The organism is Microbacterium awajiense (assembly GCF_039536545.1).
GTDB classification, from domain to species: domain Bacteria; phylum Actinomycetota; class Actinomycetes; order Actinomycetales; family Microbacteriaceae; genus Microbacterium; species Microbacterium awajiense.
Window position 1 is genome coordinate 818212 of sequence record NZ_BAAAYU010000001.1, and the last position, 25833, is coordinate 844044.

Here is a 25833-nt window from a genome sequence, read left to right on the forward strand (position 1 = left end):
CGCCCCGAGGAGGGCGGCGATCACCTGGTCAGCGACCGCTGAGATCGAGCAGTCGCTGCACCGCGTCGGTGAGCGCCTCATCGGCCTCGGCGAAGGCCTGCAGGTCGCCGGCCTTCAGCGCCGCGTCACGGTCGAACATCGCCTGCCGGGCGTCGTCGAGCGCCTGCTGGTACTCGTCCGTGGGCTCGGTGGGTTCGGTGGGCTCCGTGGGCTCGACCGGCTCGGTCGGCTCGGGGGTCGGGGTGGCGCCCGGGGTCGGTGCGACGTCGCCGTCGCCGGCATCCGCACCCGAGTCGCCGCCGAACAGCGCGTTCAGTGCTTCGTCGAGCGTGTCCTCGAAGGCGATGTTGTCGCCGAAGGCGACCAGCACCTTCTGCAGCGTCGGCAGCTGCGTGCCGCTGGACGCCTGGACGAACACCGGCTGCACGTACAGCAGACCGCCACCCACCGGCAGGGTCAGCAGGTTGCCGTTGAGCACGTCGGACTGCCCCTGACGCAGCAGGTTGATCTGCGCCGAGACCTGTGGATCGGAGTTGAACGTGTTCTGCACCTGGCCGGGACCGGGAACGGTCGTCTCGGCTGAGATCTCGAGCATCCGCAGTTTGCCGTAGTCCTCGGCCTTGACCCCCGCTTCGCTGCCGGCGTTGGCGTCGACCGCGAGGTAGCCCATGAGCACGTTGCGGCTGGCCGCACCCGACTCCGACGAGGGGATGAAGGTCGTGAACATCGAGTAGGTCGGCTCGTCCTGGCCGGGCATCTGCATCGTCAGGTAGTACGGCGGCTGCAGCCGTGCGTCGCTCTGCGGGTCGTTCGGCGTCGCCCATGCGTTGTCGCGGGCGAAGAACGCGCGCGGGTCGTCGACGTGGTAGACGCCCAGCAGCGCGCGCTGGATCTTGAACAGGTCCGTCGGATAGCGCACGTGGCTCATCAGCTCGCCCGACATCTCGCTGATGGGCTCGAGGGTCGAGGGATACACCTTCTGCCAGGCCTGCAGCAGCGGGTCCTCGGTGTCCCAGGCGTACAGGGTCACCGAGCCGTCATAGGCGTCGACGGTGGCCTTGACCGAGTTGCGCACATAGTTGATGTCGTCGAGCGAGAAGCGCGGTGCGGTGTTGTTCGAGTCGGTGATCGCCTGCTGCAGGCTCACCGTCGTCGAGTAGGGGTAGTTGGCGCTGAGCGTGTACCCGTCGACGATCCACACGATGCGCCCGTCGACGACGCTCGGGTACGGGTCGCTGTCGAGAGACAGGTACGGCGCCGCCTTCTGCACACGCAGACGCGGGTCGCGGTCGTACAGGATCTGCGACTCCTCGTTGACCGAGTCCGAGAACAGGATCTGCTCCGACTGGAACTTCAGCGCGTAGATCAGGCGGCTGAAGAAATCGCCCACGCTGGGCCCGCCGTCGCCGTCGAAGGTCGTCAGGGTCTGACTGCCGCTGCCCTCGCTGCCCGACGGGTAGTCGAGCTCGATCGGCTCGGTGCCCTCGGGCGCACCGACGATGGAATAGGTCGGCGAGAACTCGCCGAAGTACACGCGCGGCTGGAAGTCCGGCTCGTCCGACAGGAATCCCTGCGCCGGGATGCCGCGCTCGAGGAAGACCGGGTTGCCGTCGTCCGTGCGCTCGTTGCCCGCCGAGGCGACGATGCCGTAGCCATGGGTGTAGACGAGCGTCTCGGTCTGCCAGTTCGCACCGGCGCCGAGCTGATCCACATTGAGTTCGCGCACCGAGACGATCGTGTCCTGCGACTCGCCGTCGATCTCGTATCGGTCGACGTCGAGCGGGTCGGCGAACTGGTAATACGACCGGTACTGCTCGAGCTGGCGCACCGTCGGACCGATGATGGCGGGGTCCATGATGCGGATCGACGCGGTCGTCGCGGCGTCCTCGCGCAGCTGACCCGGCTCGACATCGGTCTCGGCGGTGAAGTCGCTCTTCTCCAGGTCGTCGATGCCGTACGCGACCTTGGTGCCGTCGAGGTTGCGCTGGTAGTACGGCGACTCGAGGACTTCCTGGTTGGGCTGCACCTGGAACGTGCGCACGACCCAGGGATAGCCGATCCCGAGCACGATGGCCGAGACGACCAGCAGCGCGGTGCCGATGAGGGGGTAGCGCCAGCGGCCGATGAACGCCGTGACGAAGAACAGGATCGCCACCACCACGGCCACGATCGCGAGGATCGTCTGGCCCTGGATGACCGCGTTGGCCTCGGTATATCCCGGACCGGTGATGCGGCCCTGCGCGCCGGGCTCGACGAGCGTGCGGTAGCGGTCGAGCCACAGACTCGCGCCCTGCACGATCAGATACAGACCGGCGAGCACAGCGAGCTGGATGCGCGCGGCCTTCGAGATCCGCAGCTCGCGCTGGCCGACGCGCACCGAGCCGTACAGATACGACACGAACGCCGTGACCAGCAGCGAGATGAGCAGCACAGCTGAGACGAAGCCCAGCAGCGCACCGTAGAACGGCATCGCGAACAGGTAGAAGCCCGTGTCGAGCCCGAACTGAGGATCGGTCTGATCGGTCGCGACACCGTTGAACCACAACCAGGTGGTCTCCCATTGGGCCGACGCGGCGAATCCGGCGAAGAAGCCGAAGAAGATCGGGATACCCCACATCGCGAGGCGGCGCAGCGGCTCGACGACCTCCTGGTAGCGGTCCAGCTGCGAGCTCAGTCGCGCGTAGACGGGTCGCAGTCGGTAGGCGAGCTGGATCGCGAGCCACACCGGCACGGCCATGCCGAGGAACCCGATGACGAACATCGTCACGCGCGCGACCCATTGGGTCAGCAGCACCGACTCGAATCCGACCTGCTCGTACCAGAGCCAATCGGCGTAGAGGCTCGCGAACACGAAGAACGCGACGACGATAGCGGCGATGATCGCGAGCGAGATCGCGACGGTGCGCCTTGTTCTGGAAGGTGTGGCCGGTGTCGGCGACGAGGTCGAGGTCACCGTCCCATCCTAGGCAGATGCTCGCTGGATCCCGGCCGAGTCCGCGCTGGGCGAAACCTGCCGATCGTGTGACGATGCGGTCACGATCCGCCGTTGCGCCGACCGGTCAGCTCTCGCAGGTGGGCAGGACGTCGAGATCTCCGTCTTCGCGGACGGCTTCGAGCACGTCGAGCGCGTCGTCGAGGGTCTCCACCGAGAACACCCGCAGGCCTCCGGGGATGTGCCCGACGACCTCGTCGCAGTTCGTCTCGGGTGCGAGGAACCAGTCTGCTCCGGCATCCTGCGCCCCCCACATCTTCTGTCGGATGCCGCCGATCGGTCCCACCGTGCCGTCGGCGGTGATGGTGCCGGTGCCCGCGACCACATCCCCGCCGTTGAGCTGGTCGGGCGACATGACGTCGATGATGCCGAGTGCGAACATCATGCCGGCGCTCGGACCTCCGACGTTGTTGAGCTGGATCGTCACATCGACCGGGAACTCGTAGTCGTTGAGCAGGGTGATCCCGATGAGCCAGGTGGACTCGCCGTCGACCTCGACCTCGTTCGGGGTCACCGAGACGTCGAGGATCTCGCCCTCCCGATCGATCTGCATCGCGACGGGTCCGCCGTCCTCGGCGTTGATGATCTCACGCAGCGTCGCGGCGTCCTCGATCGTCTCGCCCTCGGCCGTCAGGATCACATCGCCCTCCTCGAGGACGCCCGCCGACGCCGAGTCGTCCAGGAGCGAGTACACCGTGAGCCGGGGAACGACGGCGTATCCGAGTTCGGTGAGCGCTGCAGCGGTCGCCTCCTTCTGCGAGTCGATCATGAGCGCGGCCGACTGCTCGTTGCGCTCCTCGGCGGTCTGCCCGTCCGGGAAGACCGCGTCGATCGGCAGCACCGCCCTCCTCGGGTCGAACCACGCCGCCGCGAGCTCGAACCACGAGGGGGTGCGCTGACGGTTGCCGACGACCTGCACGGTCAGCAGGTCCAGCGCGCCGGCGGTCGGATACGTCGGCGCGTCGGCGACCGTGATGAGCGGCACGTCGGTGCCGTCGGCGGCGGTGGCGGTGCCGAGCGTGTTGTAGACGGGCCCGGGCTGTTCGATGACATACGACGTGGGAAGGAAGGTGATCACCAGCAGCACCCCGAGGGCGACCGCCAGGCTCCAGATGCCGGCGACCGTCCCGCGCGACAAGCGGCGGGGCGATTCGGGCGTCACGGAGGCGTTCTCGTCGAACAGCGCCAAGAGCGGGACCTTTCTGCTGGTCGTTCGCGACCGGCGTAAGGTGTTCGGGTCCCGGCCGGGGAGTGCGATAATCCGTGCGACTAGCGTAGAACGCGACGTCACGACCTGTCTGAAAGGCGGCTGAAGTGGCAGACGACGACCGCGGCGACGACGACTTCCAGGAACTGCTGCGCCGACTCCTCGGCGGAGCCGGCGACCTCGACCCCGACCAGCTGTCCCAGCTGTCGGGCATGGGGATCGACCCGGCGATGCTGAACACGGTGATGCAGCACCTGCAGAGCACCATGGCGGCCGCCGGCGACGACGGCATCCCGTGGGATGCCGCCAAGCGCCAGGCGCTGCACATCGCGAACCAGGACGGCCTGGGGGTGACCCAGGGCCAGCGCACCGATCTGGACGCGGCCTTCAACCTCGCCCGCCTGTGGCTCGGCGAGGCGACGACGATCTCGGAACTCGGCACCACCCCGGGCCCGATCACACGGGGGACGTGGGTCGAGAAGACGCTGCCGGTGTGGCAGGAACTGGCGGCACCGGTCGCGACGAGCATCTCGGACGCCATCACGCGCACACTCGAGGAGCAGACTCCCGAGGACATGCGCCAGCTGATCCAGGGGGCCGGGCGCATCATGCGCACGGTCGGCGGCACGCTCATCGCGACGCAGCTCGGACGTGTCGTCGGCGACCTCTCGAAGGAAGTGGTCTCGGGCGGAGACGTCGGCATTCCGCTGATGCCCGACGGCGAGGCCGGGATTCTGCCCCAGAACTTCGCCGACTTCGGCGAGGGCCTCGAGATCCCCGACGATCAGCTCGCGCTCTACATCGCGACGCGGGAGCTCGCACACGCGCGCCTGTTCCGCCATTCGAAGTGGCTGCGCCTGCACGTCATCTCGCAGGTGACCGACTTCGCCCGCGGCATCCACATCGACACGGACGCCCTCGAGGACCTCGGCTCGCGCATCGATCCGTCGCAGCCCGATGAGATCCGACGCATCGTCGAGAGCGGCGAACTGCTGCCGCCGCGCACCGAGGCGCAGAACGCCGCGCTCGCGCGACTCGAGAACCTGCTCGCGACCATCGAGGGCTGGGTCGACGTCGTGACCGAGGACGCCACGTCGAGGCTGCCCTCCGCTGACCGCATCGCCGAGGCCGTGCGCCGCCGCCGCGCCGTGGGCGGGCCCGCCGAGCGCGCACTCGGTTCGCTCGTCGGGCTCGAGCTGCGTCCGCGGCGGATGCGCGAGGCGGCGGCGATGTGGCGCGCGGTCACCGAAGCCGTGGGCGTGGCCGCGCGCGACGGGCTGTGGGACTACCCCGACCTCATGCCCGATTCGTCCGACATCGACGACCCGTCCGCCCTCGTGGCCCGTCTGCAGGCTCGCGCTCGTGGCGAAGCGGACCCGACCGACGAGATGGACGACGCGCTGGCGCGGCTGCTCGCCGGCGAGGACCCCGCAGCCCCGGACGGCGCCGAGGACGCGGGATCGGACGACGAAGGCGATGACCCGCGTCCCGTCTGACGTCGCCTCCTCCCCAGTCGTCGCGGCGCGCCGGATGCCTGTGGACAGCGGTCGCGCCGCCGGGCGGAGCGCCACACTCGGAGCATGCACCGACTGGATCCGCGCCACCCGCCGCTGTGGCGCACCGCCACGACCCTGCAGTTCGGCACCGACGCGGTCGCGGTCGTGCGCGATCCCGCGCCCTGGCAGGAACGGCTGATCGGCGCGCTCGCGACCGGGCTCGACGACGACGACGTCGACGCCACCGCGACCGCATGGGGCGCTCCGCCGCACGCCGGGCGTCGATTCCTCGCCCAGCTGCGGCCGGCTCTCGTGGATCCCGTCACGGCGGCCCCCCTCGTGCTGCGCACCGCGCTGCCGTACGACGAGGAGGACGCGCTGCGGCAGGCGCTCGGCGTGCGCGGCGCGAGCGTGCAGCTCGCGTCGGGATACGACGGATCCACGCCCGGCATCGTCGTGCTCGCCGCACGCCACGTCGTGGACCCTGCGCTCGGCGCGGCACTCATGCGCGACGACCGGGCGCACCTGCCGATCGTCGTGGGGACGGATCGGGCCGTGGTCGGCCCTCTCGTCGTCCCCGGCCGTACCGCGTGTCTGGCGTGCCTCGCTATGCAGCGCTGTGAGCGCGACGCGGCGTGGCCCTCGCTCGCCGCCCAGCTCCTGGCCTCGGCGGCGCCGGTGCCGAGGGCACTGGTCTGGGCTGCGGGCGACGCCGCCGCGCACGTGCTCAGCGTCGGCGCGGCGGGGCGGTCCGTGGAGCTGCGCCCCGGCTCGCTGCGCCGGAGGTGGCGCCACCACGCTCCGCACGCAGGATGCGGGTGCCGATCTCGGTGAGGAACCGCGACGCGCGGCGTTCGCGTGGGCCGCGGGCCCAGGACAGCGAGAGGGTGCTGCCCGCGCGGGTGATGCCCACGTACGCCAGCCGACGCTCCTCGTCGACCTGCTCGAAGGTCGTCGCGTAGGCGATAGGCAACTGCCCCTCAGCCACCCCGATGAGGTGGACGTGCGGCCACTCGAGACCCTTCGCGGCGTGCAGGGTGGAAAGGGTCACCGTGCGCAGCGCGGGCTCGTCCTGGGCCTTGGCGCGGGCGGCGAGCTCATCGGTGAAGGCGCGCAGCGTCGTCCCCTCCGGCGCCTCCTGTGCGAGGCGCAGGATGGCCGCCCGCGCCTCCCACGCGTCGCGCAGCGCGCCCCCGGCCTGCGGAGGATCGTCCGTGAGCCCCAGCGAGCGCAGCACGTCGCGCACCGCGTCGAGGAACGTCGTCTCGAGGGGTGCGACCGAGGCGCCCCGCAGCGCCATGATCGCCTGGCGCACCTCGGGCATGTCGAAGAAGCGACGACCCCCCAGCACGGTGGAGGGCACCCCGGCGTCTGCGAGCGCCCGCACGAGCTCGGCCGACTGTGCGTGCGATCGGTACAGCACGGCGATCGACGAGGGGTCGACCCCGTCCGCGATCCGTTGGGCGATGTGGCGCGCGACGCCGCGCGCCTCGGCTTCGTCGTCCGCGTACTCGGTGACCGTGGCCTGCTCTGCGGGTCCCGCATCCGCGGCGGCGCTCACCAGCCGCAGGGCCCCCGGCCGATCGCGCATGAGCTCATTCGCGACCGCGAGCACGCCGGGCGCAGAGCGGTGGTTGCGCTCCAGGCGCACGACGCGCGCATCCGGATGCCGGGAGCCGAACTCCAGCAGGAACCGCGCGTCGGCCCCCGCGAACGAGTAGATCGTCTGGCTCGCATCGCCGACGACGCACAGGTCACTGCGGTCGCCCAGCCAGAGCTCGAGCAGCCGGTGCTGCAGCGGCGAGACGTCCTGGAACTCGTCGACCGTGAAGTGACGGTACTGCTCGCGCACCTCACGCGCGACACGCGGCTCGGACTCGAGCATCCCGGCGCACGCGAGCAGCACATCTTCGAAGTCGAGCTGGCGTCGTTCGTCCTTGAGCTTCTCGTAGGCGCGGTGCAGCGCTGCGACTCGATCGCCGCTCAGGCGCCCGATCCCGTCCGGACGTGCGGCGATGTAGTCGTCGACGCTGCGCATGGTGACCTTGCGCCACTCGATCTCGGCGGCGACGTCGCGCAGCGTCGCGAGGTCGGGATCCAGCCCGATGCCGTCGGCGGCGTGGGCGAGCAGGCGCACCTTGTTGTCCACGATCTTCGGAACGGAGTCACCGGCGAGGGTGGGCCAGAAGTAGTTGAGCTGCGCGAGGGCGGTGGCGTGGAACGTGCGCGCGGCGACGCCCGAGACGCCGAGAGCCCGCAGCCGCCCACGCATCTCACCGGCGGCCTTGGCGGTGAAGGTCACGGCCATCACACGCCCGGGCGAGTACGCCCCCGTGTCGACACCGTGCGCGATACGGTGCGTGATGACGCGGGTCTTGCCGGTGCCGGCACCGGCGAGCACGACCACCGGGCCGCGCAGCGCCGTGACCGCTTCGAGCTGACGCTCGTCGAGGCCGGAGAGTGCCGGCGAGGTCACGCCTGCTCCGCGTGCCATCCGGCGATGAGCCGATGGGCGATGGAAGCGGGCCCCGGCAGCGCGAAGTCGGAGTCGCCGGACAGCGCAGCGCCGATCTCGTCGCGGTGGAACCAGCGCACGTCCACGATCTCCTCGCCGTCGGGACGGGCGAGCCCGTCGTCGATCGCCGTTGCGAGGAAGCCGCACATGAGCGATCGGGGGAACGGCCACGGCTGCGAGCCGCGATAGCGCACGTCGCGCAGCGCGACCCCGGCCTCTTCGGCCAGTTCGCGGTGCACCGTGGCCTCCAACGACTCCCCCGCCTCGACGAACCCGGCGAAGCACGAGTACATGCGCCCACCCCACGCCGCGTTCGCACCCAGCAGCAGCAGGTCGGGGTCGGCGGCACTGGTGACGCCGACGATGACCGCCGGGTCGGTTCGGGGGAAGTCCTCGAGTCCGCACGCCGGGCATCGTCTCGACCACCCGGCCGAACGCACCTCGCTGCGCGAGCCGCAGCGGACGCAGAACGGGGCGTCGCGCAGCCAGCGGCCGAGGCTCAGCGCCGTGATCACGGCGTCGACCTCGACAGGCGCCACCGCGGGGGCGACGGTGCGCAGCCCGCTCCACCCCGCCGCCGCCGCGAACGGCGGGTCCGCACGAGGATCGGCGAGCACGGCGACCAGCCGCGCGACGCCGTCCGCGGTGAAGCCCAGGAACGCCCACTCGGCGTCTGGGGCCACCGCATGGGGTGGCACCCAGGCGACCGATCCGGCCGATGCCAGCGGGACGGCGTCTCCGGCGACGACCACGACCCGCGACGTCCCGTCGGCACGCAGACGGTCCAGCAGTCGGTCCTCGGTGCGCCGCTCGGCGGCGCGGTCGAGCTGATCTACGCCGTCCTGCGGGGGCATCCGTGTCCTCGGCTCTCATCGTTCGGCCAGGGCGTGGCGCGGGGGCCCGGGGGCGCGCCCGACCTACCCTGGGCACATGGCACGCTCACCCCTCACTCTAGCCGCGTCGGTGACGTCGGCTCTGCCGCGGGTCGGCGTCGTGCGCGTCGGCACCCTCACCGAGGGGGCGACAGGCCGCTTCGACGCAGCCGTCGCCCAACTCGAAGACGGACGCAAGGTCGTCGTGCGCGCCGCCGTCGATGCCGGCGACGCACCCGAGCTCGCCGCCCAGGCACGCGCGCTGCGCGCCCTCACCCCCGGCGTGCGCGGACTGCTGCCCTTCCGCGCTCCGGAGCTGCTCGGCGAGACCGCCCTCGGCGACGGCAGCGCCCTCGTGGTCGACTTCCTGCCCGGCTACCGCGTCGACGCCGATCAGCTGCCGCCCGGCCGCGGTGCGGCGACGTCGATCGGTGCGGCTCTGGCCGCGCTGCACGGTCTTCCGCTCTCGATCGTGCGCACCGAGGGCCTCCCCGTGCGCACGCCGCAGCAGGTCCGGGACGATGCGGCGCGGGTGGTCGATCGCGCCCAGGCCACTCGCCGTCTCCCCGAGGCGCTGCTCGAACGCTGGCGACTGGCGGTCGCCGCCGACGCGCTGTGGCGCTTCGACCCTGCGGTCGTTCTCGGCGGAGCCGGCGCCGCCTCGTTCCTCTTCGAGGACGTCGAGGGCGTGCCGACCGTGACCGGCGTGCTCGACTGGCACGGGCTCTCGGTGGGCGATCCGGCGACCGATCTGCAGTGGCTCTCGTCGGCGCCGGCGGCCGCCGACGACGTCTACACGGCCTACGTCGCCCGCAGCGAGCGCGCCCCCGACGTCCACGCGCGCGAGCGCGCCCGACTCTACGCCGAGCTCGAATTCGCCCGCTGGCTCGTGCACGGCGTCGAGACGGGGCGAGAGGAGATCGTCGACGACGCCGTCTCGCTGCTGTCCTCCCTCGCCGAAGGCGTGCACGGCCAGACGCTGATCGTCGACGAAGGTCTCGACGTCGACGACGCGATCGCCCTGCTCGAACGGATGCCGGACGCGACGGCGGCAGCGGTCGACACCTCGATGCACACCGACGCCTACGACCCCGAAGAGCTCTCGCTGTGGGTGTCGGACGACGACGTCCCGGACGACGTCGAGGGTCGGGCATCCGCATCGGCGGAGGGCGCGGCAGGCACCGAGCCCGCCGAGTCGGCGGAATCGAGCGCGATCCCGCCGGCCGACGACACGTCGACGGCACCCATCGATCTCCCGTCGTCGGCGACGTCCGGCGCGGGATCGGAGGCCCCGGACGCGGATGTCGATGCCGACGAGCCCGCACGCGCATCGCGGGCGGCGTTCCAGCGCTGGACCAGCTCGGCCTCGGAGTAGACCCGCTCGGAGCGCACGACGAGATCGTGCGCGACGTAGTAGAGGGCGACGTCGATCTCGTCGAGCGGAACGCCACTGCGCTTGTGATAGGCGAGCCGGTAGAGCGCGAGCTGCAGCATCCGCTCGTCCTTCTCGGCATCATCGCGCGGCGGACGACCCGTCTTCCAGTCGACGATCTCGATGCGACCGCCGCGGTCCTCGCGGCGGTAGACCGCGTCGAGCTTGCACACCACGTGACCGAGCTCGCCGGCACCATCGAGCACGATGTCGATCTCGCACTCGACTTCGATCGGCTGCAGAGGTCCCCACTCCGAACTCTCGAAGGTGGCCTTGAGCGCCTCGAGGGCGACGCTCTGTTCGCGCGTGGGTTCGGCGTCGGGCGCGTCGTCGTCGTGCTCCCACAGCCCGTCGTCGAGCGAGGTCCCGCGGCCCGCGAGACCCGAACGCTGCTCCACCCATGCGTGGAACAGCGTTCCGCGCAGGGTCTCGGCGTACGGCCGCTCCGGCATCGGCCGCGCGATCGCACGCACCGCCGACCGGTAGTCGCCGAGGAAGTCCTTGAACCGCGATGCCCCGATGCGCGCAGGCGGCAGCGCGACGCGACCGCGCCGCCGCGCCGCGTCCTCTGCCAGGAGCCGCACCAGCGCGGCGTCCGGCTCGGCGGCGCCGTCGGCGGCTGCGACCTGGGCCGCGGCCCGTTCGACGGCCGCACGGCGGTCGCCCAGCGGATCCATCGGCCACTGCAGCACCCGACCGCCCTGATCGGCGTAGGGGTCCTCCCCCGGCTCGGATGCGACGGGATCGAGACCGAGGGCGTCGAGCATCTCGGCGAGATAGCGGCTGGGCTGCCGTGACGACCGTTGGCCGGCCCAGTGCGCCCCGGTCAGCAGCAGGTCCGAGCGCGCTCGGGTGACCGCGACGTAGGCGAGCCGCCGTTCTTCCCGCTCCTGGTGAGCACGGTCGGCGTCACGGAAGGCCTCGATGGCCGCGGGCAGGTCGGCGTCGTCGTCGTCCAGCTCCCACTCCAGCCGCGGCAGGGCCGCCCGGTCGCCGCGCATCGCGTACGGCAGCACCCCGAAACCCAGCCAGCCCGCGACCGTGCGCGCCGCCTTGGGCAGCTCCTGTTCGACCAGGCGCACCACCGCGACGGCGTCCCACTCGAGACCCTTCGAACCGTGGACCGACAGCAGCTGCACGACGCCGGGTTCGGGCGGCTCGGGGCGGGGCATGAGCTCGTCCGTCTCCTCGGCGTGGTCGAGCCACGCCAGCAGACTGCCGATCGAGCCGCGATCGTCGGCCAGGAGGAACGCGCGCACCTCGTCGAGGAAGGTGCGCAGTCGGGATGAGGCCAGTCGCGCCGGCCCGCGGGCCTCGTTCGCGGCGAGTTCGACGTCGAGACGCAGCTCGATCTCGATGAGCCGGATGAGGTCGGGGATCGGCTGACCGACCGAGCGGCGCAGACGATCGAACAGGTCACCCGCCTCGCGCAGCCGGCGCAGTCCCTCGTCGGAGAACCGCTCGAGCAATCGGTAGTCGCGCGGAAGCCGGCGCAGGGCGTCGAGCGCGTCGATGATCGACGCCTGCTCGTCGGTGCCTGCCGAGCCGCGCAGCCTCTCGGCGAGGGCGTCGTCGAACGGGGCCAGCGACTCGTCCCGGCGCGCGAGCGCCTCGGCGAGGTCGTTGAGCGCCGCGAGATCGGGCACGCCGATGGCGAATCGGGGCCCCGCGAGCACGCGCAACAGGGCGGATCCCTGGGTCGGATCGTGCACGACACGCAGAGCCGAGACGACGTCGACCACCTCGGGGGCGGACAGCAGCCCGCCCAGGCCCAGGATGCGGTTCGGGACGCCTGCGCGGTTGAGCGCATCGGAGAACAGCTGCATATGCCGCTTCGTGCGGAACAGCACGGCTCCGGAGTGCGGGACGCGCACGGGGTTCTCCCCGGGGGGCGCCTCGGCGATCCGGCGCTCCTGCTCACGGTCGTGGCGCGCCCGCACCTGCGAGAACCACGCCGCGACCTCGGCCGCCTCGTCGTCGACGCTCGTCGTGAACCGGCACTCGACCCGGCCGTCGCCTGCGCCGGGACGCGGAGCCAGCTCGGCCACGGTGACGCCGGGTGCGTCCGCGTGGACGAGCAGCGCATTGGCGGCCGCGAGCACGGCCCGGTCGTTGCGCCAGCTGGTCATCAGCCGGTGCTCGCCGACGGGACCCGCGTGCGCGAACGCCGCCGCGAAGGCACCGAGGTTGTCGGCGGATGCCCCGCGCCAGCCGTAGATCGACTGATGCGGGTCGCCGACCGCCATCACGGCGGTGTCGCGGAACAGGGTCGCGAGCAGCTGGGTCTGGATCACCGACGTGTCCTGATACTCGTCGAGAAGCACCACCGGGTAGAGCTCGCGCACCTCCTGAGCGACCTCGGGTGCGTTCTCGACGATGCGCAGCGCGCCGGCGACCTGGTCGGCGAAGTCGAGGGTGTCCTCGTCCTGTTTGACGCGGGCGTAATCCTCGGCCAGGCCCGCCAGGATCGGCAGCGCGCTCAGGTTGCGACGCGCGGCGTCGACGCGATCCTGCTCGCCCTTCAGCCGACATCGCACCGTCGCGAGTCGGTCGGCCCACCGCTGACCGAACGCCGCGAGGTCGGCCGAATCGACCCGGTTGTCGAGCAGCTCCCCCGCGACGCGGTGCACGGCGTCCACGACCGTGGTGAAGGCTTCATCGCGGTCGGCGAGCCGCTCGTCGGACGAGGCGACGACGACCCGGCGCGCCAGCAGCCACGACCCCGACTGGCTCAGCAGCGCAGAGTCGGGATCGCGGCCGATCCGTGCGCCGTGCTCGCGCACGATGGCGTCGGCGAAGGCGTTGTAGGTGGCGACCCGCGCCCGGTCGAGCAGCTCGTCGGCCGCGACGTCGGCGTCCGCGCGCGCGTCGGCGTCCACCGCGACCCGATCGAGCAGCGACGCGAGAGCGGCGTCGCGGGCCCGCGCGGGCAAGGCGGCGTGGTCGCGCCAGAACGCGGTGAGATCGTCGCGCGCCACGACGGCCCGCAGATGCGGCAGCAGGCCGCGGCGGCGGTAGAGGCCGATCGTCTCGAGGCGTCGCTGGATCCGCTCTGCCAGCTCGCCCGCGGCCTTGCGCGTGAAGGTCAGGCCCAGCACCTGGTCGGCGCGCACGAAGCCGTTCGCGACGAGCCACACCACGCGCCCCGCCATCGTCTCGGTCTTGCCGCTGCCCGCACCGGCGACGACGATCGCGGGCGACATCGGAGACTCGATCACGGCGACCTGCTCGTCGGTCGGCGGCGGCAGGCCGAGCGCGGCTGCGATCGTGCGGGCGGAGAGCCGCCCGTCCGCGGCGGCGGTCATGACGACGACACCGCCTTCACGGTGTGCAGTGCGCACACACCGAAGCGCGACGTGGCGCAGTGCGCATCGACGGGCGCCGCGAAGCTGGCGGCCGCCATCTCTCGCGCGACGCGCACGATGCGCTCGAGGAAGGCCGCACGCGCCGCCGCATCCATCGGCGGCTGGCGGGCGAGCCGGTACTGGGGCTCCGCCCGCGTGGTGTGCGAGAGCACGATGAGCCGGGCGCCGGCGTTGCGCGCACCCTCGGTGCCGGGGATCGATCCCTCCAGGAGGGCGAGCTGGTAGGCGGCGAGCTGCGGGTCGTCCACGACCTTGGCATCGGCGAGGCGCTTCTCCGACCGTCCGGTCTTCAGGTCGGCGATCACGACGCGGTCGGCGGGGTCGTCGGGGTCGATCGGCAGCCGTTCCCCCGCACCGGCAGCGAAGCGCTCCACCCGGTCGATGGATCCGCTGAGCACCGCCAGCCTGCCCTCGGGCCGCTCGGCGTCGGGGGCCAGCACGTGCACGGGTGTCGCGGCATCCGGCTCGGCGTCGAGTCCCACCGCGAGCCGGAACCGCGACTCGGCGCCGAGCGCGACGCCGCCGTGGCGGTGGAACTCCCGCAGATAGGCGTGCAGCCGTCCGGTGAGTACCTCGGCCCACGCGCGCTCTTTGCGCGAGAGCCAGTCCGCCTCGAACTCGAGTTCGCCCCACCGTGCGTCCACCACGGCGCGCAGGTCGTCCAGCTCGCCCGTCGGCACATCCTCCATCGCGGCGTGCAGGATCGTGCCCGCGCCCGCCGACCACGTCCGCACGTCGCCGCCGAGTGCGCGGATCGCCCAGTCCAGCGGGCACTCCTCGAAGGTCTTGAGCTTCGAGGGCGACAGCGGCACCGGCACCCGGTCGGCATCGCGCAGCGGCCCGGTCGCGGTCGGCGCCCGCAGGCCGAACCACTCGGACGGATCGGCACCGGGCACGCGCTCGCGCACCATGACGGCAAGCTGTGCGGCGGCCGCGGCCCTCTCATCGTCGGACGCGGAGACCGTGAGGGTCCGCCGGTGGCGCGCCACGAGTCCGCGCAGTGTGAACGGATGCTCCGCCTCGGCGTCGCGGCCCGGCTGGGGGTCCGGCAGAAAGCCGAACAGCGGACTGGGACCGAGATCGTCGTCGTCGACGGCCGTCACCGCGACGCGGGAACGGGCCCGCGAGACGGCACGCACGAACAGGCGCAGCTCATCGTGCAGCGCCGCACGTCGGCGGTCGACGACGTCGGGTGCCTCAGGGACGCCACCGGTCTCGCGCCACACGCGCACGTCGTCGGCGAGCCGCCATGACTCGAGGCTGCCGCCGCGCAGCCGAAGGTTCGGCCACACGCCGTCCTGCACGCCCGCCACGACCACTCCGTCGAATTCCGTGCCCAGGGCCGCGGCGGGCGTCAGCACGGCGACGGCGTCAGGTCGATCCGGCGTGGTGAGGGTGTCCTCGGGCACGGCGCTGTCGAGGACACGACGCACGAACACCTCGGGCCTCTCACCCGGCGAGCGCTCGACGAACCGCTTCGCGGCGTCGAAGAGCGCGACCAGGGCGTCCAGAGCCCGGCCGGTCTCGGCCGCGAGGGCTCCCGGGGCGGATGCCGCTTCTCCCCAGGCGTCGGCCAGCCGACGGCCGGACGGCGAGCGGGCGGCGTCCCACACCGTCCACAGCAGCCGGTGGATGTCGACGCCGCGCCGGCCCTGTGCGTGCACCGCGGCGAGCGTCTCGGCGAGCCGTGCCGCCGCGCGGCCCTCGGGCGCGGTCTGTCCGGCCAGTTCGATCGGGTCGGCCATGGCCTCGACGAGCAGCTCTCGCGCTGCGCGAGCGCCGCCGTCGGCGAGCTCCGCCTGGCGCAGGCGCGCCCGCAGCCGCCGCACGCTCACCGCGTCGAGTCCCCCGAACGGCGAGAGCAGAGCAGCCACGAGGTCGTCGTACTGCCGCTCCCCCGCCGGTGCGAGGCCGAGCGAGACCACCGACAGCAGGTCGCGCACCACCTGCTCGCCGCCGAGCGGCCGAGGAAGCGCGGCGGCGCGTGTGGGAACCTCGCGGGCGGCGAGCTCGACCTCGAGGTCGGAGACCTGCCGCGAGTCGTGGACGATCACCGCGAGCCGCCCCCACGGCGTGCCGTGCATGACATGCCACTCGCGCAGCAGGCGCGCAACGCGATCCACCTCTTCGAACGGCGACCCGAGCACGTGCGTCGTCACCCCGTCGCCCTCGGGGGCCGCACCCGGGGCACGGCGATGCTCGACGCGCCCGGCGACGCCGATGGCCGCGGTCACGGTCCGCACGAGATGCGTGATCTCGGGCGCCGCACGGTGCGGCGCGTCGAGCACCCACGTCGAGCCGAGTGTCGCGCACAGCCGGGCGAACAGCTCGGGACCCGAACCCCGGAACGCTCCGGAACCGATGTCGGGGTCGCCCAGTGCGAGCACCGCGACGCCGCGACGGCGCAGCGCAGCCACCAGGGCGAGACCGCCGGCCGACAGTTCCTGGGCGTCGTCGACGAGGACGACGCGCAGACGACCCGCGGGGCCGACCCGCGCGTCGGCGACCGGACCGGTGCCGGTCAGCAGCGAGGCCGCTTCGACGACCAACTCGGCCGCTTCGCGATGCGCCGCCCGCATCGCGCCGAGGGTGTCGCGGTACTCGGCGAAGAACGATCCGGCGGCCACCCACGCTGGACGCGACGCCGCGCGCCCCACTTCACCGAGGTCGGCGGGCGAGATCCCTCGCTCGGCGCACTCCGCGAACAGCGCCCGCAGTTCCGAGCGGAACTGGCGCGATCCGCGCAGCGCCGACCCCAGCCGCTCGGGCCACCGCGGTCGACCCGACGCGGCGTCCTCGTCGTCGCCGGCGAGCAGCTCGGCGATGATGCGGTCCTGGTCACCCGCCGTCAGCAGCTGCGGGAGGGGCTCCTTCGCGGCGACCGCGGCGGCGCGCACGACCTGGAAGGCGAACGAGGCGATGGATCGCGCCAGGGGGCCCGGTGTGGCGATGTCGAGCCCTGCCGCCAGGCGGTCGCGCAGCGCGGTCGCCGTCTGCCGTGTCGGCGTGAGCACCAGCAGCTCGTCCGGCTGCACCACGCCCGACCGCAGCAGCGTGGAGACCCTGGCGATGAGGGTCGCGGTCTTGCCCGTGCCGGGCCCGCCGAGAACGACTCCGGAGGCGCCGGCGGGCAGCGCCACCACCTCGGCCTGCCGTTCGTCGTCGACGAGCGGGGGCGGACCGGCGGGCATGCTCCGACGCTAGCGCGCCGCGCGGACATGGCGCGTTCGCCCAGAGCGTTCGCGATGGCCGGCGGTCGCCTGCCCGGCGTGACGTAGGCTGGCCATGCCCTCACCGGCAACGCAGAAAGGCACCCACGTGGAGATCCGCATCGGCATCGTCAACACCGGCCGCGAGCTCAGCTTCGAGACGAACGAACCCGCGGCGGCGGTGAAGAAGTCCGTCGCGAGCGCCCTCGACTCCGGAGCGACGCACGTGAGCTTCTCCGACACGAAGGGCAATTCCTACATCGTGCCCACAGCGGGTCTGGCCTACATCGAGCTGGGCACCGAGGAGTCCCGCCGCGTCGGCTTCGTGGCCTGATCGGCGGCGACGTGCAGATCCTCCTCGCCCTCCTCGTCGGCGCACTCATCGGCGTCGGCGTCCACTTCTCCGCCGCCGGGCGGGACACGCGCGGCCCCGTGCTCGCGCCCATGGTCGGCGCCGTCTCGGCAGGGCTCGCCTGGACGATCCTGACGTGGGCCGGCCTCGGCCTCGACAGTCCGTGGCTGTGGCTGTCGGCCCTCGTCGTGCCGCCCGCCGTCACCTACCCCGCCGTCATCCTGCTCACGCGCCTGCGTCGTCGGCACGACGCCGACGAGCGGGTGCGGCTCAGGATCGGCTGAGCTGCGCGGTCACGCTGCGAGGCCCAGCTCGTCCATGCGCCGCGAGTGGGCGGCCATCAGCTCGGTGAACACCGGTTCGACCTTCTCCTCGTCGGCGATCCTCAGATGGGCCGGTCGCAGCGCCGCCCGTGCGATGAGCAGGGTGTCGCCGACGAGGCGTCGGCCCCACATCGCCAGGAGCGACCGCCACTCCTCGTCGCCGGCGATCGACTGCCGGATGAGATCGGCGATGGCCTGCCGGTCGTTGTCCGCCTGGAGGATCCGTGCGACCTTGCGTCCGGTGTCGCCGTAGCTCGCCGACAGCGCGAGGTAGAAGTCATCCAGCATCCCGGCGATGATGTGCACCGAGAGCATCGTCTCGGGCGGTCGCACCCCATGGGTCGCACGCCGGAAGGCGTCGAGCGGCTCACGGAACGGCAGCATGAGCGTCGTCGGGTCCTCGTCCTTGTCGCGAATGAGCGCGACCAGCTCCTCGTGCTTGGTCAGCGCGGCGCCGGCCGCGCGTGAGAGCGACTCCTTCTCGTCGAGCTCGGGCGTCTGGGCGATCAGCTCGCTCAACGTCTCGAAGAAGCCGAGCTGCAAGTAGGCGGCCTGCCCCAGGAACGTGGCCTCGTCGGGCGCGAGCTCCTCGAAGTCGACACGCGTCGCCGTGCCGAGATCGCCGCGCGCACGCAAGGACAGCGCACGGTTGGCGGGGCGTTCGCGCTGCCAGAACCACTTCACCACGCGCTACAGCCTAGGACGCGCCCGTCCGCACCGTCATCGACGCGTCCCGCGCGCCGGTATTCTGGTACGCGGCCCCGGCGACGGATCGGGGCGTCCCGCGCCTGCGGCTGAGTGAAGGGCGTGGATCCCATCACCCACAGGCGGTCATCTCACCGCCGGACAGGCACCCATCGTGACGACCTTCGCCGAACTCGGCGTGGACCAGGACATCGTCGAAGCGCTCTCCGCGCGCGGCATCGTCGATGCCTTCCCCATCCAGGAGCAGACCATCCCCCTCGGCCTTCCCGGCCAGGACATCATCGGACAGGCCAAGACCGGCACCGGCAAGACGTTCGGCTTCGGCATCCCCGTGGTCCAGCGGCTCGGCTCCGCGCCCGAGCACGGGGTCAAGGCGCTCATCGTGGTCCCGACCCGCGAACTCGCCGTGCAGGTGTACGAGGACATGGACATGCTCACGTCCAACCGCAGCACGTCGGTCGTCGCCATCTACGGCGGCAAGGCCTATGAGGGCCAGATCGACCAGCTGAAGGCCGGCGCGCAGGTCGTCGTCGGCACACCCGGCCGCCTCATCGACCTGAACAACCAGCGACTGCTCGATCTGTCCGCCGCGACCGAGGTCGTGCTGGACGAGGCCGACAAGATGCTCGACCTGGGATTCCTCCCCGACATCGAGAAGATCTTCCGGAAGGTGCCGCCCGTCCGCCACACCCAGCTCTTCTCGGCGACGATGCCCGGGCCGATCGTGGCGCTCGCGCGGCGGTTCATGTCGAATCCGATCCACATCCGCGCCAACGACCCCGACGAGGGTCTGACGCAGGCGAACATCCGCCACCTCGTCTACCGCGCCCACTCGCTGGACAAGGACGAGGTGATCGCGCGCATCCTGCAGGCCGACGGCCGCGGCAAGACCGTCATCTTCACGCGCACCAAGCGCGCCGCCCAGAGGCTCACGGACGAGCTCAGCGACCGCGGGTTCAACGCGGCCGCGGTCCACGGCGACATGAGCCAGGAGGCTCGTGAGCGCTCGATGGCCGCGTTCAAGGCGGGCAAGCGCGACGTTCTCATCGCGACCGATGTCGCCGCCCGCGGCATCGACGTCGACGACGTCACGCACGTGATCAACCACACCATCCCGGACGACGAGAAGACCTACCTGCACCGCGCCGGACGCACCGGCCGCGCCGGAAAGACCGGTATCGCGGTCACCTTCGTCGACTGGGAGGACCTGCACAAGTGGGCCCTCATCAACCGCGCGCTGGAGTTCGGCCAGCCCGAGCCGGTCGAGACCTACTCGTCGAGCCCGCATCTGTACGCCGACCTCGGCATCCCCGAGGGTACGAAGGGTCGCATCGCGACGGCGCCGAAGACGCAGTCGGTCAAGACGACCGATGCCGCCGGTCCCTCCTCCGGCCCGCGCCGCCGCCGTCGCCGCGGACCGTCCGACGCACCGCGCACCGAGGTGCCCGCCGAGCACGGCTCGCCCGAGAAGACCGAGGGTGCGGGAACGCACGACGGTGCGGGCAAGGAGCACCACGACGGTCGTCCGGCCCCGCGTCGCCGCCGTCGGCGTCGCGCACCGCGCGCCGGAGGCGCGGCGCCGAGCGCCTGACCGCTATCCTGTTGTCCGCGGGGCGCGGACGCGCCTCGTCCCCTCGCATTGAGAAAGGCCTGCCGTGCGGTTCATCGAAGCTGTGACCACCTCCGCCTCCCCCGGATTCTGGGGATCTTTCTGGGACATCATCTGGTGGTTCCTGTGGATCTTCGTCTTCGTCGCCTACCTGATGGTGCTGTTCTCGATCATCGGAGACCTGTTCCGCGACCACAAGCTCAGCGGCTGGTGGAAGGCGCTGTGGATCCTGTTCCTCATCTTCGTGCCGTTCCTCACCGCGCTGATCTACCTCATCGCCCGCGGGCGCGGCATGGCCGAGCGGGGTGCCGCCGAGGCCGCTCAGATGAAGAGCGCGCAGGACGCCTACATCAAGCAGGTCGCCGGAGCGAGTCCGTCCGAGGAGATCGCCAAGGCCAAGGCCCTGCTCGACGCCGGCACGATCACGCAGGCCGAGTACGACGCCATCAAGGCCAAGGCGCTCGCCTGATCGCGTGAGAGCCTGATCGCTTCGCCGAAGCCCCGTCCCGTCGGACGGGGCTTCGGCCCGTCAGGGGTAGAACGGCGCCGTGCCGGTCGCGCGTTCGATGATGCGCTGCACCATGTCGGGCGCCGTGGTGCGCTCGCCGGGCCGATTCGGCTTGCCCTGACCGTGGTAGTCGCTCGACCCCGTCACGATCAGGTCGCGGTCGGCCGACAGCCGCTCGAGCGCGCGCAGTGCCTCGCCGACGTTCTCGCGGTGGCCGAGTTCGAACCCGCCCAGACCCGCGCGAAGCATCCGCTCCATGATCCCGTCCGGCAGCAGCCCGGCCCGCCCGGCGGGGTGCGCGATGATCGGCACGCCACCGGCACCGACGACGAGCGACACCGCCGTGACCGGGTCGGGCGCATAGAGGGCGACGTAGTAGTCACCGCCGGGGCTCAGGATCGTCGCGAACGCCTCAGCGCGATCGCGCACCAGCCCGCGCGCGACGAGCGCGTCGGCGATGTGCGGCCGGCCGATCGTGGCGCCGTCGCTGGTGTGGGCGACGATGTCGTCCCAATCGAGGTCGAAGTCGCGGGCGATGCGATCGGCCATCTGCCGCGCGCGATCCAGCCGCGAGGTGCGGATGCGCTCGGTCATCGCCCGCAGCGCCTCGTCGTCGGGGTCGACGAGATAGGCGAGCACGTGCACGCTGCGCCACTGGTGCCGCGCCGAGAGCTCCATGCCGGGAAGGAAGGTCATTCCCAGGGATGCCGCCGCCTCGGCGGCCTCGGCCCACCCCGAGGTCGTGTCGTGGTCGGTCAGCGCCGCGGTGCGCACGCCGTACTGGTGCGCGGCGGCCATCACCCGCGCCGGGGTCTCGGTGCCGTCGGAGTGGTCTGAGTGCAGGTGCAGGTCGGCCGGAGGTTCGACGCGACGGGACGTGTGCACGTTCCGAGGGTAGCCGCCGGGGCGGTGACCGATCTCCCAGACAGCTGACATAGAGTCGCCGACGTGCTGCGCAAGTCCGGGATCCTGGTCGCACTGCTGTGCGCCATCGGCGCCGCAGTGCTCACGTGGCCCTCGTTCTTCCGGGTCGACCGGCTCTCGCCGATCGCCCAGATCATCTCGTTCCGGCCCCTCGTCGCCCTCGCGTTCGCGGGTCTGGCGATGGTCGCCCTGCTGATCGCGCTCGTCCCGCCGTTGCGCCGCGGCGCGCTCGCCGTCACGCTGGTGTTCATCGTCGCCGCCGCGGCGAACGGCACGATCATCCTGTCGCGGGGCGTCACCGCAGACGAGCTGCCCGACAAGACGGCGACCAGCATCCGCGTCATGACCTGGAACACCGCCGGGTCCGCGACCGATCCCGACACCGTCGCGCGGATCGCCGTCGCCATGGACGCCGACATCGTGACCCTTCCCGAGACGACGATCGAGACCGGCGAGCAGGTCGCCCTCGCGATGCGCGACCTCGGGCACCGGATGTGGGCCCATCACGCGGAGTACGGCACCGACGGCTGGGATGCCCGCTCGACGACGCTGCTGATCAGCCCTCGCCTGGGCGAGTACTCGGTCATCCGGTCATCGCAGGACGGCTCCAGCAACACCTCCACCGTGCCCAGCGCCGTCGCCATGCCGGTGTCGGGTGACGGACCCATCGTCGTGGCGGCGCACGCCGTGGCCCCGCGGCCGAGCTATATGCAGCACTGGCGAGACGACCTGCAATGGCTGGCCGACCAGTGCGGCGGCGCAGACGTCATCATGGCCGGCGACTTCAACGCCACGGTCGACCACATGGGCGGACTCGGCGTGGACGGCGGCGACCTCGGCCTGTGCCACGACGCCGCGGTCGAGACCGGCGGCGGATCGGTGGGCACCTGGACGACCGCGCTCCCGGCCCTGCTGGGTGCGCCGATCGACCATGTGATGGCCTCGTCCCACTGGGAGGCGACCGGGTCGATCGTGCTGCGCGCCGACGGCGGATCCGAGAGCGACCACCGCCCCCTCGTCGTCCAGCTCGAGCCCGTCTCCCCCTGACCCGCACGGCCCTCGCGTGCGAGACTGGAAGGCATGAGCAGCAACGGCGACAGCGACACGATCGCACCCGCACGGGAGTCCACCAGCACGAACCGACGCCAGGGATTCGGACAGGGCTTCCTCGACACCATCGGCACCGGCTGGGCCGACCGCCCCGAGGTCGCGCGTCCGCGCCGCGAGCAGGCCGACTTCGCCGCCCGTCGGCGCGCCGCCGTGTCGGCCGCCTTCCCTGGCAAGCGTCTGGTGATCCCCGCGGGCGGGCTCAAACAGCGCAGCAACGACACCGACTACCCGTTCCGCGCGCACTCCGCGTTCTCGCACCTGACCGGCTGGGGCAGTGACGCCGAGCCCGACTCCGTGCTCGTGTTCGACCCCGCCGACGAAGGCCACGACGTCACGCTGTACTTCCGCGAACGCGCCGACCGCTCCACGCCCGAGTTCTACTCCAACGCGGCGATCGGCGAGTTCTGGATCGGTCCGCGACCGGCGCTCGGTGCGGTCGCCGCCGAGCTCGGCATGGCCACCGCGCACGTGGACGCGTTCGAGGGCGCCGCCGATGACGTGGTACTCGACGAGGACGACGACCTCACGCGCTTCCTCTCGGAGCTGCGGCTCATCAAGGACGAGTACGAGGTCGCACAGATGAGGCTCGCGGTCGAGGCGACCGCGCGCGGCTTCGACGACATCGTCGCCGAACTCGACCGCATCATCGAGCACCCGCGCGGCGAGCGCGTGGTCGAGGGAGTCTTCCACCAGCGCGCGCGCGGCGACGGCAACACCATCGGCTACGACACGATCGCGGCATCCGGCCCGCACGCGTGCTACCTGCACTGGACGCGCAACGACGGCGCGGTCGTGCCGGGCGACCTCATCCTGATCGACGCGGGCGTCGAGTTGGACAGCCTCTACACCGCCGACATCACCCGCACGCTGCCCGTCAGCGGCCGGTTCACCGACGTGCAGCGGAAGGTGTATGAGGCCGTGCGCGAGGCGGCGGACGCCGCGTTCGCCGCAGCCCGTCCCGGCGCGAAGTTCAGCGAGCTCAACCGTGCCGCGTGGGAGGTCATCGCCGCACGCACCGCGGAATGGGGCATCCTGCCGGTGACCGCCGCCGAGTCGATGGACCCCGAGACCGGCCACCACCACCGTCGGTACATGGTGCACGGCACGAGCCACCACCTCGGCATCGACGTGCACGACTGTGCGCAGGCTCGCCGCGAGCTCTATGCCGGCGGCACGCTCGAGCCCGGCATGGTGTTCACGATCGAACCCGGCATCTATTTCCAGATCGACGACCTCACCGTGCCCGAGGAGTACCGCGGCATCGGCGTGCGCATCGAGGACGACATCCTCATGACCGCCGACGGCCCGGTGAGCCTGTCCGCCGACATCCCGCGCACGGCCGACGAGGTCGAGGCCTGGATCGCGCGCGGGCGCGACCCGCGCTGAGCAGGATGGCGTTCACCCCGCCGCCGACCTTCACGACGCGCCCGACGCTGATCGGCACGATGGGCATGGTCGCGTCGACGCACTGGATCGCGACCTCGGCCGCGCAGGGCGTGCTCGAGCGAGATGGCAATGCGTTCGACGCGGCTGTCGCGGGCGGGTTCGTGCTGCACGTGGTCGAACCGCACCTCAACGGTCCGGGAGGCGATCTCGTCGGTGTCTTCGCAACCGGCGACGACCCGGGCCGCCCCGTGGTGCTCATGGGCCAGGGTCCGGCACCTGCCGGCGCGACGATCGACCGCTTCCGGGCGGAAGGCCTCGACCTCGTGCCCGGTGCGGGCGGCCTGGCCGCGGCGATACCGGCTGCGGTCGACGCCTGGCTGCTGCTGCTGCGCGATCACGGAACGATGGAGCTCGCCGACGTGCTGGCACCCGCGATCCGGTGTGCGCGCGACGGTGTGCCCGTGCTGCCGACGACCGCCGCGGTGATCGCGCGGGTCGCCGACCTCTTCCTCGATCACTGGCCCACCTCGGCGGCGCTGTGGCTCGCCGACGGCGCGGCGCCGCGCCCGGGCGCGCTGCACCGCAACCCCGCGTACGCCGATGCCCTCGAGCGCCTCGCCGCCGTCGATGCTCCCGATCGCCGCGGCCGCATCGATGCCGCCCGGCGCGAATGGGGGCGGATGCTGGGCGCGGCGGCATCCTTCCTCGCGACACCGCACCGGCACTCGTCGGGAGCCGATCACGCGGCGGTCATCACCGCCGATGACCTCGCGACGCAGCCGGCGCGTTTCGAGGACGCCGTGACGGCGCCGTTCCGCGACCGCGTCATCGCCAAAGCGGGCCCCTGGTCGCAGGGCCCCGCGCTGCTGGAGGCCCTGCGCATCCTCGACGGATTGCCCGACGACGTGCTCGATCCGTCGACCGAGGTCGGCGCCCACACCGTGGTCGAAACCCTCAAGCTCGTGCTCGCCGACCGCGATGCGCACTTCGGCGACGGCGCCGACGTCGCCCCGCTCCTCGGCGACGCCTTCGCGGTCGCACGCGCAGCCGAGATCCGATCCAGCGCCTCGCACGACTGGCGCCCCGGAAGACCGGCAGGCGGCGAGCCCTTCGCCGCGCCGCTCCTGCGAGCCCGTGACGGCGCGGTCGCCGGCACCGGTGAGCCCACCGTCGCACCGTCAGGTGAGACGCGCGGCGACACGTGCCACATCGACGTCGTCGACCGTTGGGGCAACATCATCGCCGTGACGCCGTCGGGCGGATGGCTGCAGTCGTCGCCGACGGTGCCGGACCTGGGCTTCTGCCTCGGTACGCGGCTGCAGATGACCTGGCTCGACGAGTCGGCGCCGTCGGCGCTGCGCCCGGGCGCGCGACCGCGCACCACACTGTCGCCCACGCTCGTGCTGCGCGACGGCCGGGCCGAGATCGCGATGGGCACCCCCGGCGGCGATCAGCAGGACCAGTGGCAGGTGCCGATGCTGCTGCGGATGATCGTCGGCGGCTACACCGCGCAGGAGGCCATCGATGCGCCGACGCTGCACACCACGGCGCTCATCGACTCGTTCTGGCCGCGCACATGGGACCCCGCCGGCGTGGTCGTCGAGGACCGATTGGGCGACGCCGTCATCGCGGGCCTCGTCCGCCGCGGACACGACGTGATCCGAGCGGGCGAGTGGCGCCTGGGCCGACTGTCGGCGGTGGGCATCGACCGTGACGAGGGCACGATGTGGGCTGCGGCGAATCCGCGCGGGATGCAGGGGTACGCCGGAGGCCGCTGAATCCCTGCGGCGTGCCGATGTGGACGACGCGAGCCCACCACTAGAGTTGC

Annotated in this window: 17 protein-coding genes and 1 pseudogene; 10 read left to right on the forward strand and 8 right to left on the reverse strand. The window is 71.9% G+C overall.

The window, feature by feature from the left end; genetic code table 11:
* Positions 1-28: 28 nt before the first annotated feature.
* On the reverse strand, positions 29-2953 hold the full coding sequence (locus ABD663_RS04145; protein WP_344736601.1) for a UPF0182 family membrane protein: 2925 nt from the start codon (positions 2951-2953) through the stop codon (positions 29-31).
* 106 nt (positions 2954-3059) lie between these two features.
* Positions 3060-4181 (reverse strand): YlbL family protein, encoded by a 1122-nt coding sequence (locus ABD663_RS04150; protein WP_425561750.1) that lies wholly within the window; start codon positions 4179-4181, stop codon positions 3060-3062.
* A gap of 125 nt (positions 4182-4306) precedes the next feature.
* Between ABD663_RS04150 and ABD663_RS04155 the strand changes: the two genes are divergently transcribed.
* Both ABD663_RS04155 and ABD663_RS04160 read left to right on the forward strand, forming a co-directional pair.
* A complete protein-coding gene (locus ABD663_RS04155) occupies positions 4307-5695 on the forward strand; it encodes a zinc-dependent metalloprotease (RefSeq protein ID WP_344736604.1) in 1389 nt (462 codons plus the stop codon).
* A gap of 84 nt (positions 5696-5779) precedes the next feature.
* Positions 5780-6529 (forward strand): hypothetical protein, encoded by a 750-nt coding sequence (locus ABD663_RS04160; RefSeq protein ID WP_344736605.1) that lies wholly within the window; start codon positions 5780-5782, stop codon positions 6527-6529.
* Here the strand turns inward: ABD663_RS04160 and ABD663_RS04165 are convergent.
* Positions 6423-8171: an ATP-dependent helicase gene (locus ABD663_RS04165; protein ID WP_425561762.1), complete on the reverse strand. Its 1749-nt coding sequence runs from the start codon at positions 8169-8171 to the stop codon at positions 6423-6425. The genes ABD663_RS04160 and ABD663_RS04165 overlap by 107 nt on opposite strands.
* On the reverse strand, positions 8168-9064 hold the full coding sequence (nudC, locus tag ABD663_RS04170; RefSeq protein WP_344736607.1) for an NAD(+) diphosphatase: 897 nt from the start codon (positions 9062-9064) through the stop codon (positions 8168-8170). Before nudC ends, ABD663_RS04165 begins: the two co-directional genes overlap by 4 nt.
* A 76-nt stretch (positions 9065-9140) precedes the next feature.
* Here nudC and ABD663_RS04175 point away from each other — a divergent pair.
* A pseudogene (locus ABD663_RS04175) lies at positions 9141-9902 on the forward strand (phosphotransferase); the annotation flags it as partial.
* A gap of 263 nt (positions 9903-10165) precedes the next feature.
* Here ABD663_RS04175 and ABD663_RS04180 read toward each other — a convergent pair.
* Positions 10166-13819, reverse strand: a complete 3654-nt coding sequence (locus ABD663_RS04180) for an ATP-dependent helicase (protein ID WP_344736609.1) — start codon at positions 13817-13819, stop codon at positions 10166-10168.
* Positions 13816-17070, reverse strand: a complete 3255-nt coding sequence (locus ABD663_RS04185) for an ATP-dependent helicase (RefSeq protein ID WP_344736610.1) — start codon at positions 17068-17070, stop codon at positions 13816-13818. Before ABD663_RS04185 ends, ABD663_RS04180 begins: the two co-directional genes overlap by 4 nt.
* 127 nt (positions 17071-17197) lie before the next feature.
* Here ABD663_RS04185 and ABD663_RS04190 point away from each other — a divergent pair, with 127 nt between their 5' ends.
* Together ABD663_RS04190 and ABD663_RS04195 are read left to right on the forward strand one after the other, a co-directional pair.
* Positions 17198-17422, forward strand: coding sequence for a DUF3107 domain-containing protein (locus tag ABD663_RS04190; protein WP_344736924.1), 225 nt, complete (start codon positions 17198-17200; stop codon positions 17420-17422).
* An 11-nt stretch (positions 17423-17433) separates the two neighbouring features.
* On the forward strand, positions 17434-17724 hold the full coding sequence (locus ABD663_RS04195; RefSeq protein WP_344736611.1) for a hypothetical protein: 291 nt from the start codon (positions 17434-17436) through the stop codon (positions 17722-17724).
* 9 nt (positions 17725-17733) lie between these two features.
* Here ABD663_RS04195 and ABD663_RS04200 read toward each other — a convergent pair whose 3' ends face one another.
* Positions 17734-18450, reverse strand: a complete 717-nt coding sequence (locus ABD663_RS04200; protein WP_344736612.1) for a ferritin-like fold-containing protein — start codon at positions 18448-18450, stop codon at positions 17734-17736.
* A 172-nt stretch (positions 18451-18622) separates the two neighbouring features.
* Between ABD663_RS04200 and ABD663_RS04205 the strand changes: the two genes are divergently transcribed.
* Together ABD663_RS04205 and ABD663_RS04210 are read left to right on the forward strand one after the other, a co-directional pair.
* Positions 18623-20059, forward strand: a complete 1437-nt coding sequence (locus tag ABD663_RS04205; protein WP_344736613.1) for a DEAD/DEAH box helicase — start codon at positions 18623-18625, stop codon at positions 20057-20059.
* Positions 20060-20123: 64 nt separating this feature from the next.
* The gene (locus ABD663_RS04210; RefSeq protein ID WP_344736614.1) at positions 20124-20546 is read left to right on the forward strand and encodes an SHOCT domain-containing protein; all 423 of its coding nucleotides are present in this window, start codon (positions 20124-20126) and stop codon (positions 20544-20546) included.
* Between the two features lie 60 nt (positions 20547-20606).
* Here ABD663_RS04210 and ABD663_RS04215 read toward each other — a convergent pair whose 3' ends face one another.
* Positions 20607-21470, reverse strand: coding sequence for a PHP domain-containing protein (locus tag ABD663_RS04215; RefSeq protein ID WP_344736615.1), 864 nt, complete (start codon positions 21468-21470; stop codon positions 20607-20609).
* 63 nt (positions 21471-21533) lie between these two features.
* Between ABD663_RS04215 and ABD663_RS04220 the strand changes: the two genes are divergently transcribed.
* Genes ABD663_RS04220 through ABD663_RS04230 form a run of 3 tightly spaced genes read left to right on the forward strand, consistent with a single transcriptional unit; the run spans position 21534 to position 25783 of the window.
* Complete coding sequence (locus ABD663_RS04220; protein WP_344736616.1) at positions 21534-22556, forward strand: endonuclease/exonuclease/phosphatase family protein; 1023 nt, start codon at positions 21534-21536, stop codon at positions 22554-22556.
* Positions 22557-22589: 33 nt separating this feature from the next.
* The gene (locus ABD663_RS04225) at positions 22590-24005 is read left to right on the forward strand and encodes an aminopeptidase P family protein (protein WP_344736617.1); all 1416 of its coding nucleotides are present in this window, start codon (positions 22590-22592) and stop codon (positions 24003-24005) included.
* A 5-nt stretch (positions 24006-24010) separates the two neighbouring features.
* The gene (locus tag ABD663_RS04230) at positions 24011-25783 is read left to right on the forward strand and encodes a gamma-glutamyltransferase family protein (protein WP_344736618.1); all 1773 of its coding nucleotides are present in this window, start codon (positions 24011-24013) and stop codon (positions 25781-25783) included.
* Positions 25784-25833 lie beyond the last annotated feature (50 nt).

Coding starts and splice junctions, on each gene's coding strand:
- ABD663_RS04160 (WP_344736605.1), top strand. CDS start 5,780: ATGCACCGACTGGATCCGCGCCACCCGCCGCTGTGGCGCACCGCCACG.
- nudC (WP_344736607.1), bottom strand. CDS start 9,064: ATGCCCCCGCAGGACGGCGTAGATCAGCTCGACCGCGCCGCCGAGCGG.
- ABD663_RS04180 (WP_344736609.1), bottom strand. CDS start 13,819: ATGACCGCCGCCGCGGACGGGCGGCTCTCCGCCCGCACGATCGCAGCC.
- ABD663_RS04185 (WP_344736610.1), bottom strand. CDS start 17,070: ATGCCCGCCGGTCCGCCCCCGCTCGTCGACGACGAACGGCAGGCCGAG.
- ABD663_RS04225 (WP_344736617.1), top strand. CDS start 22,590: ATGAGCAGCAACGGCGACAGCGACACGATCGCACCCGCACGGGAGTCC.
- ABD663_RS04230 (WP_344736618.1), top strand. CDS start 24,011: ATGGCGTTCACCCCGCCGCCGACCTTCACGACGCGCCCGACGCTGATC.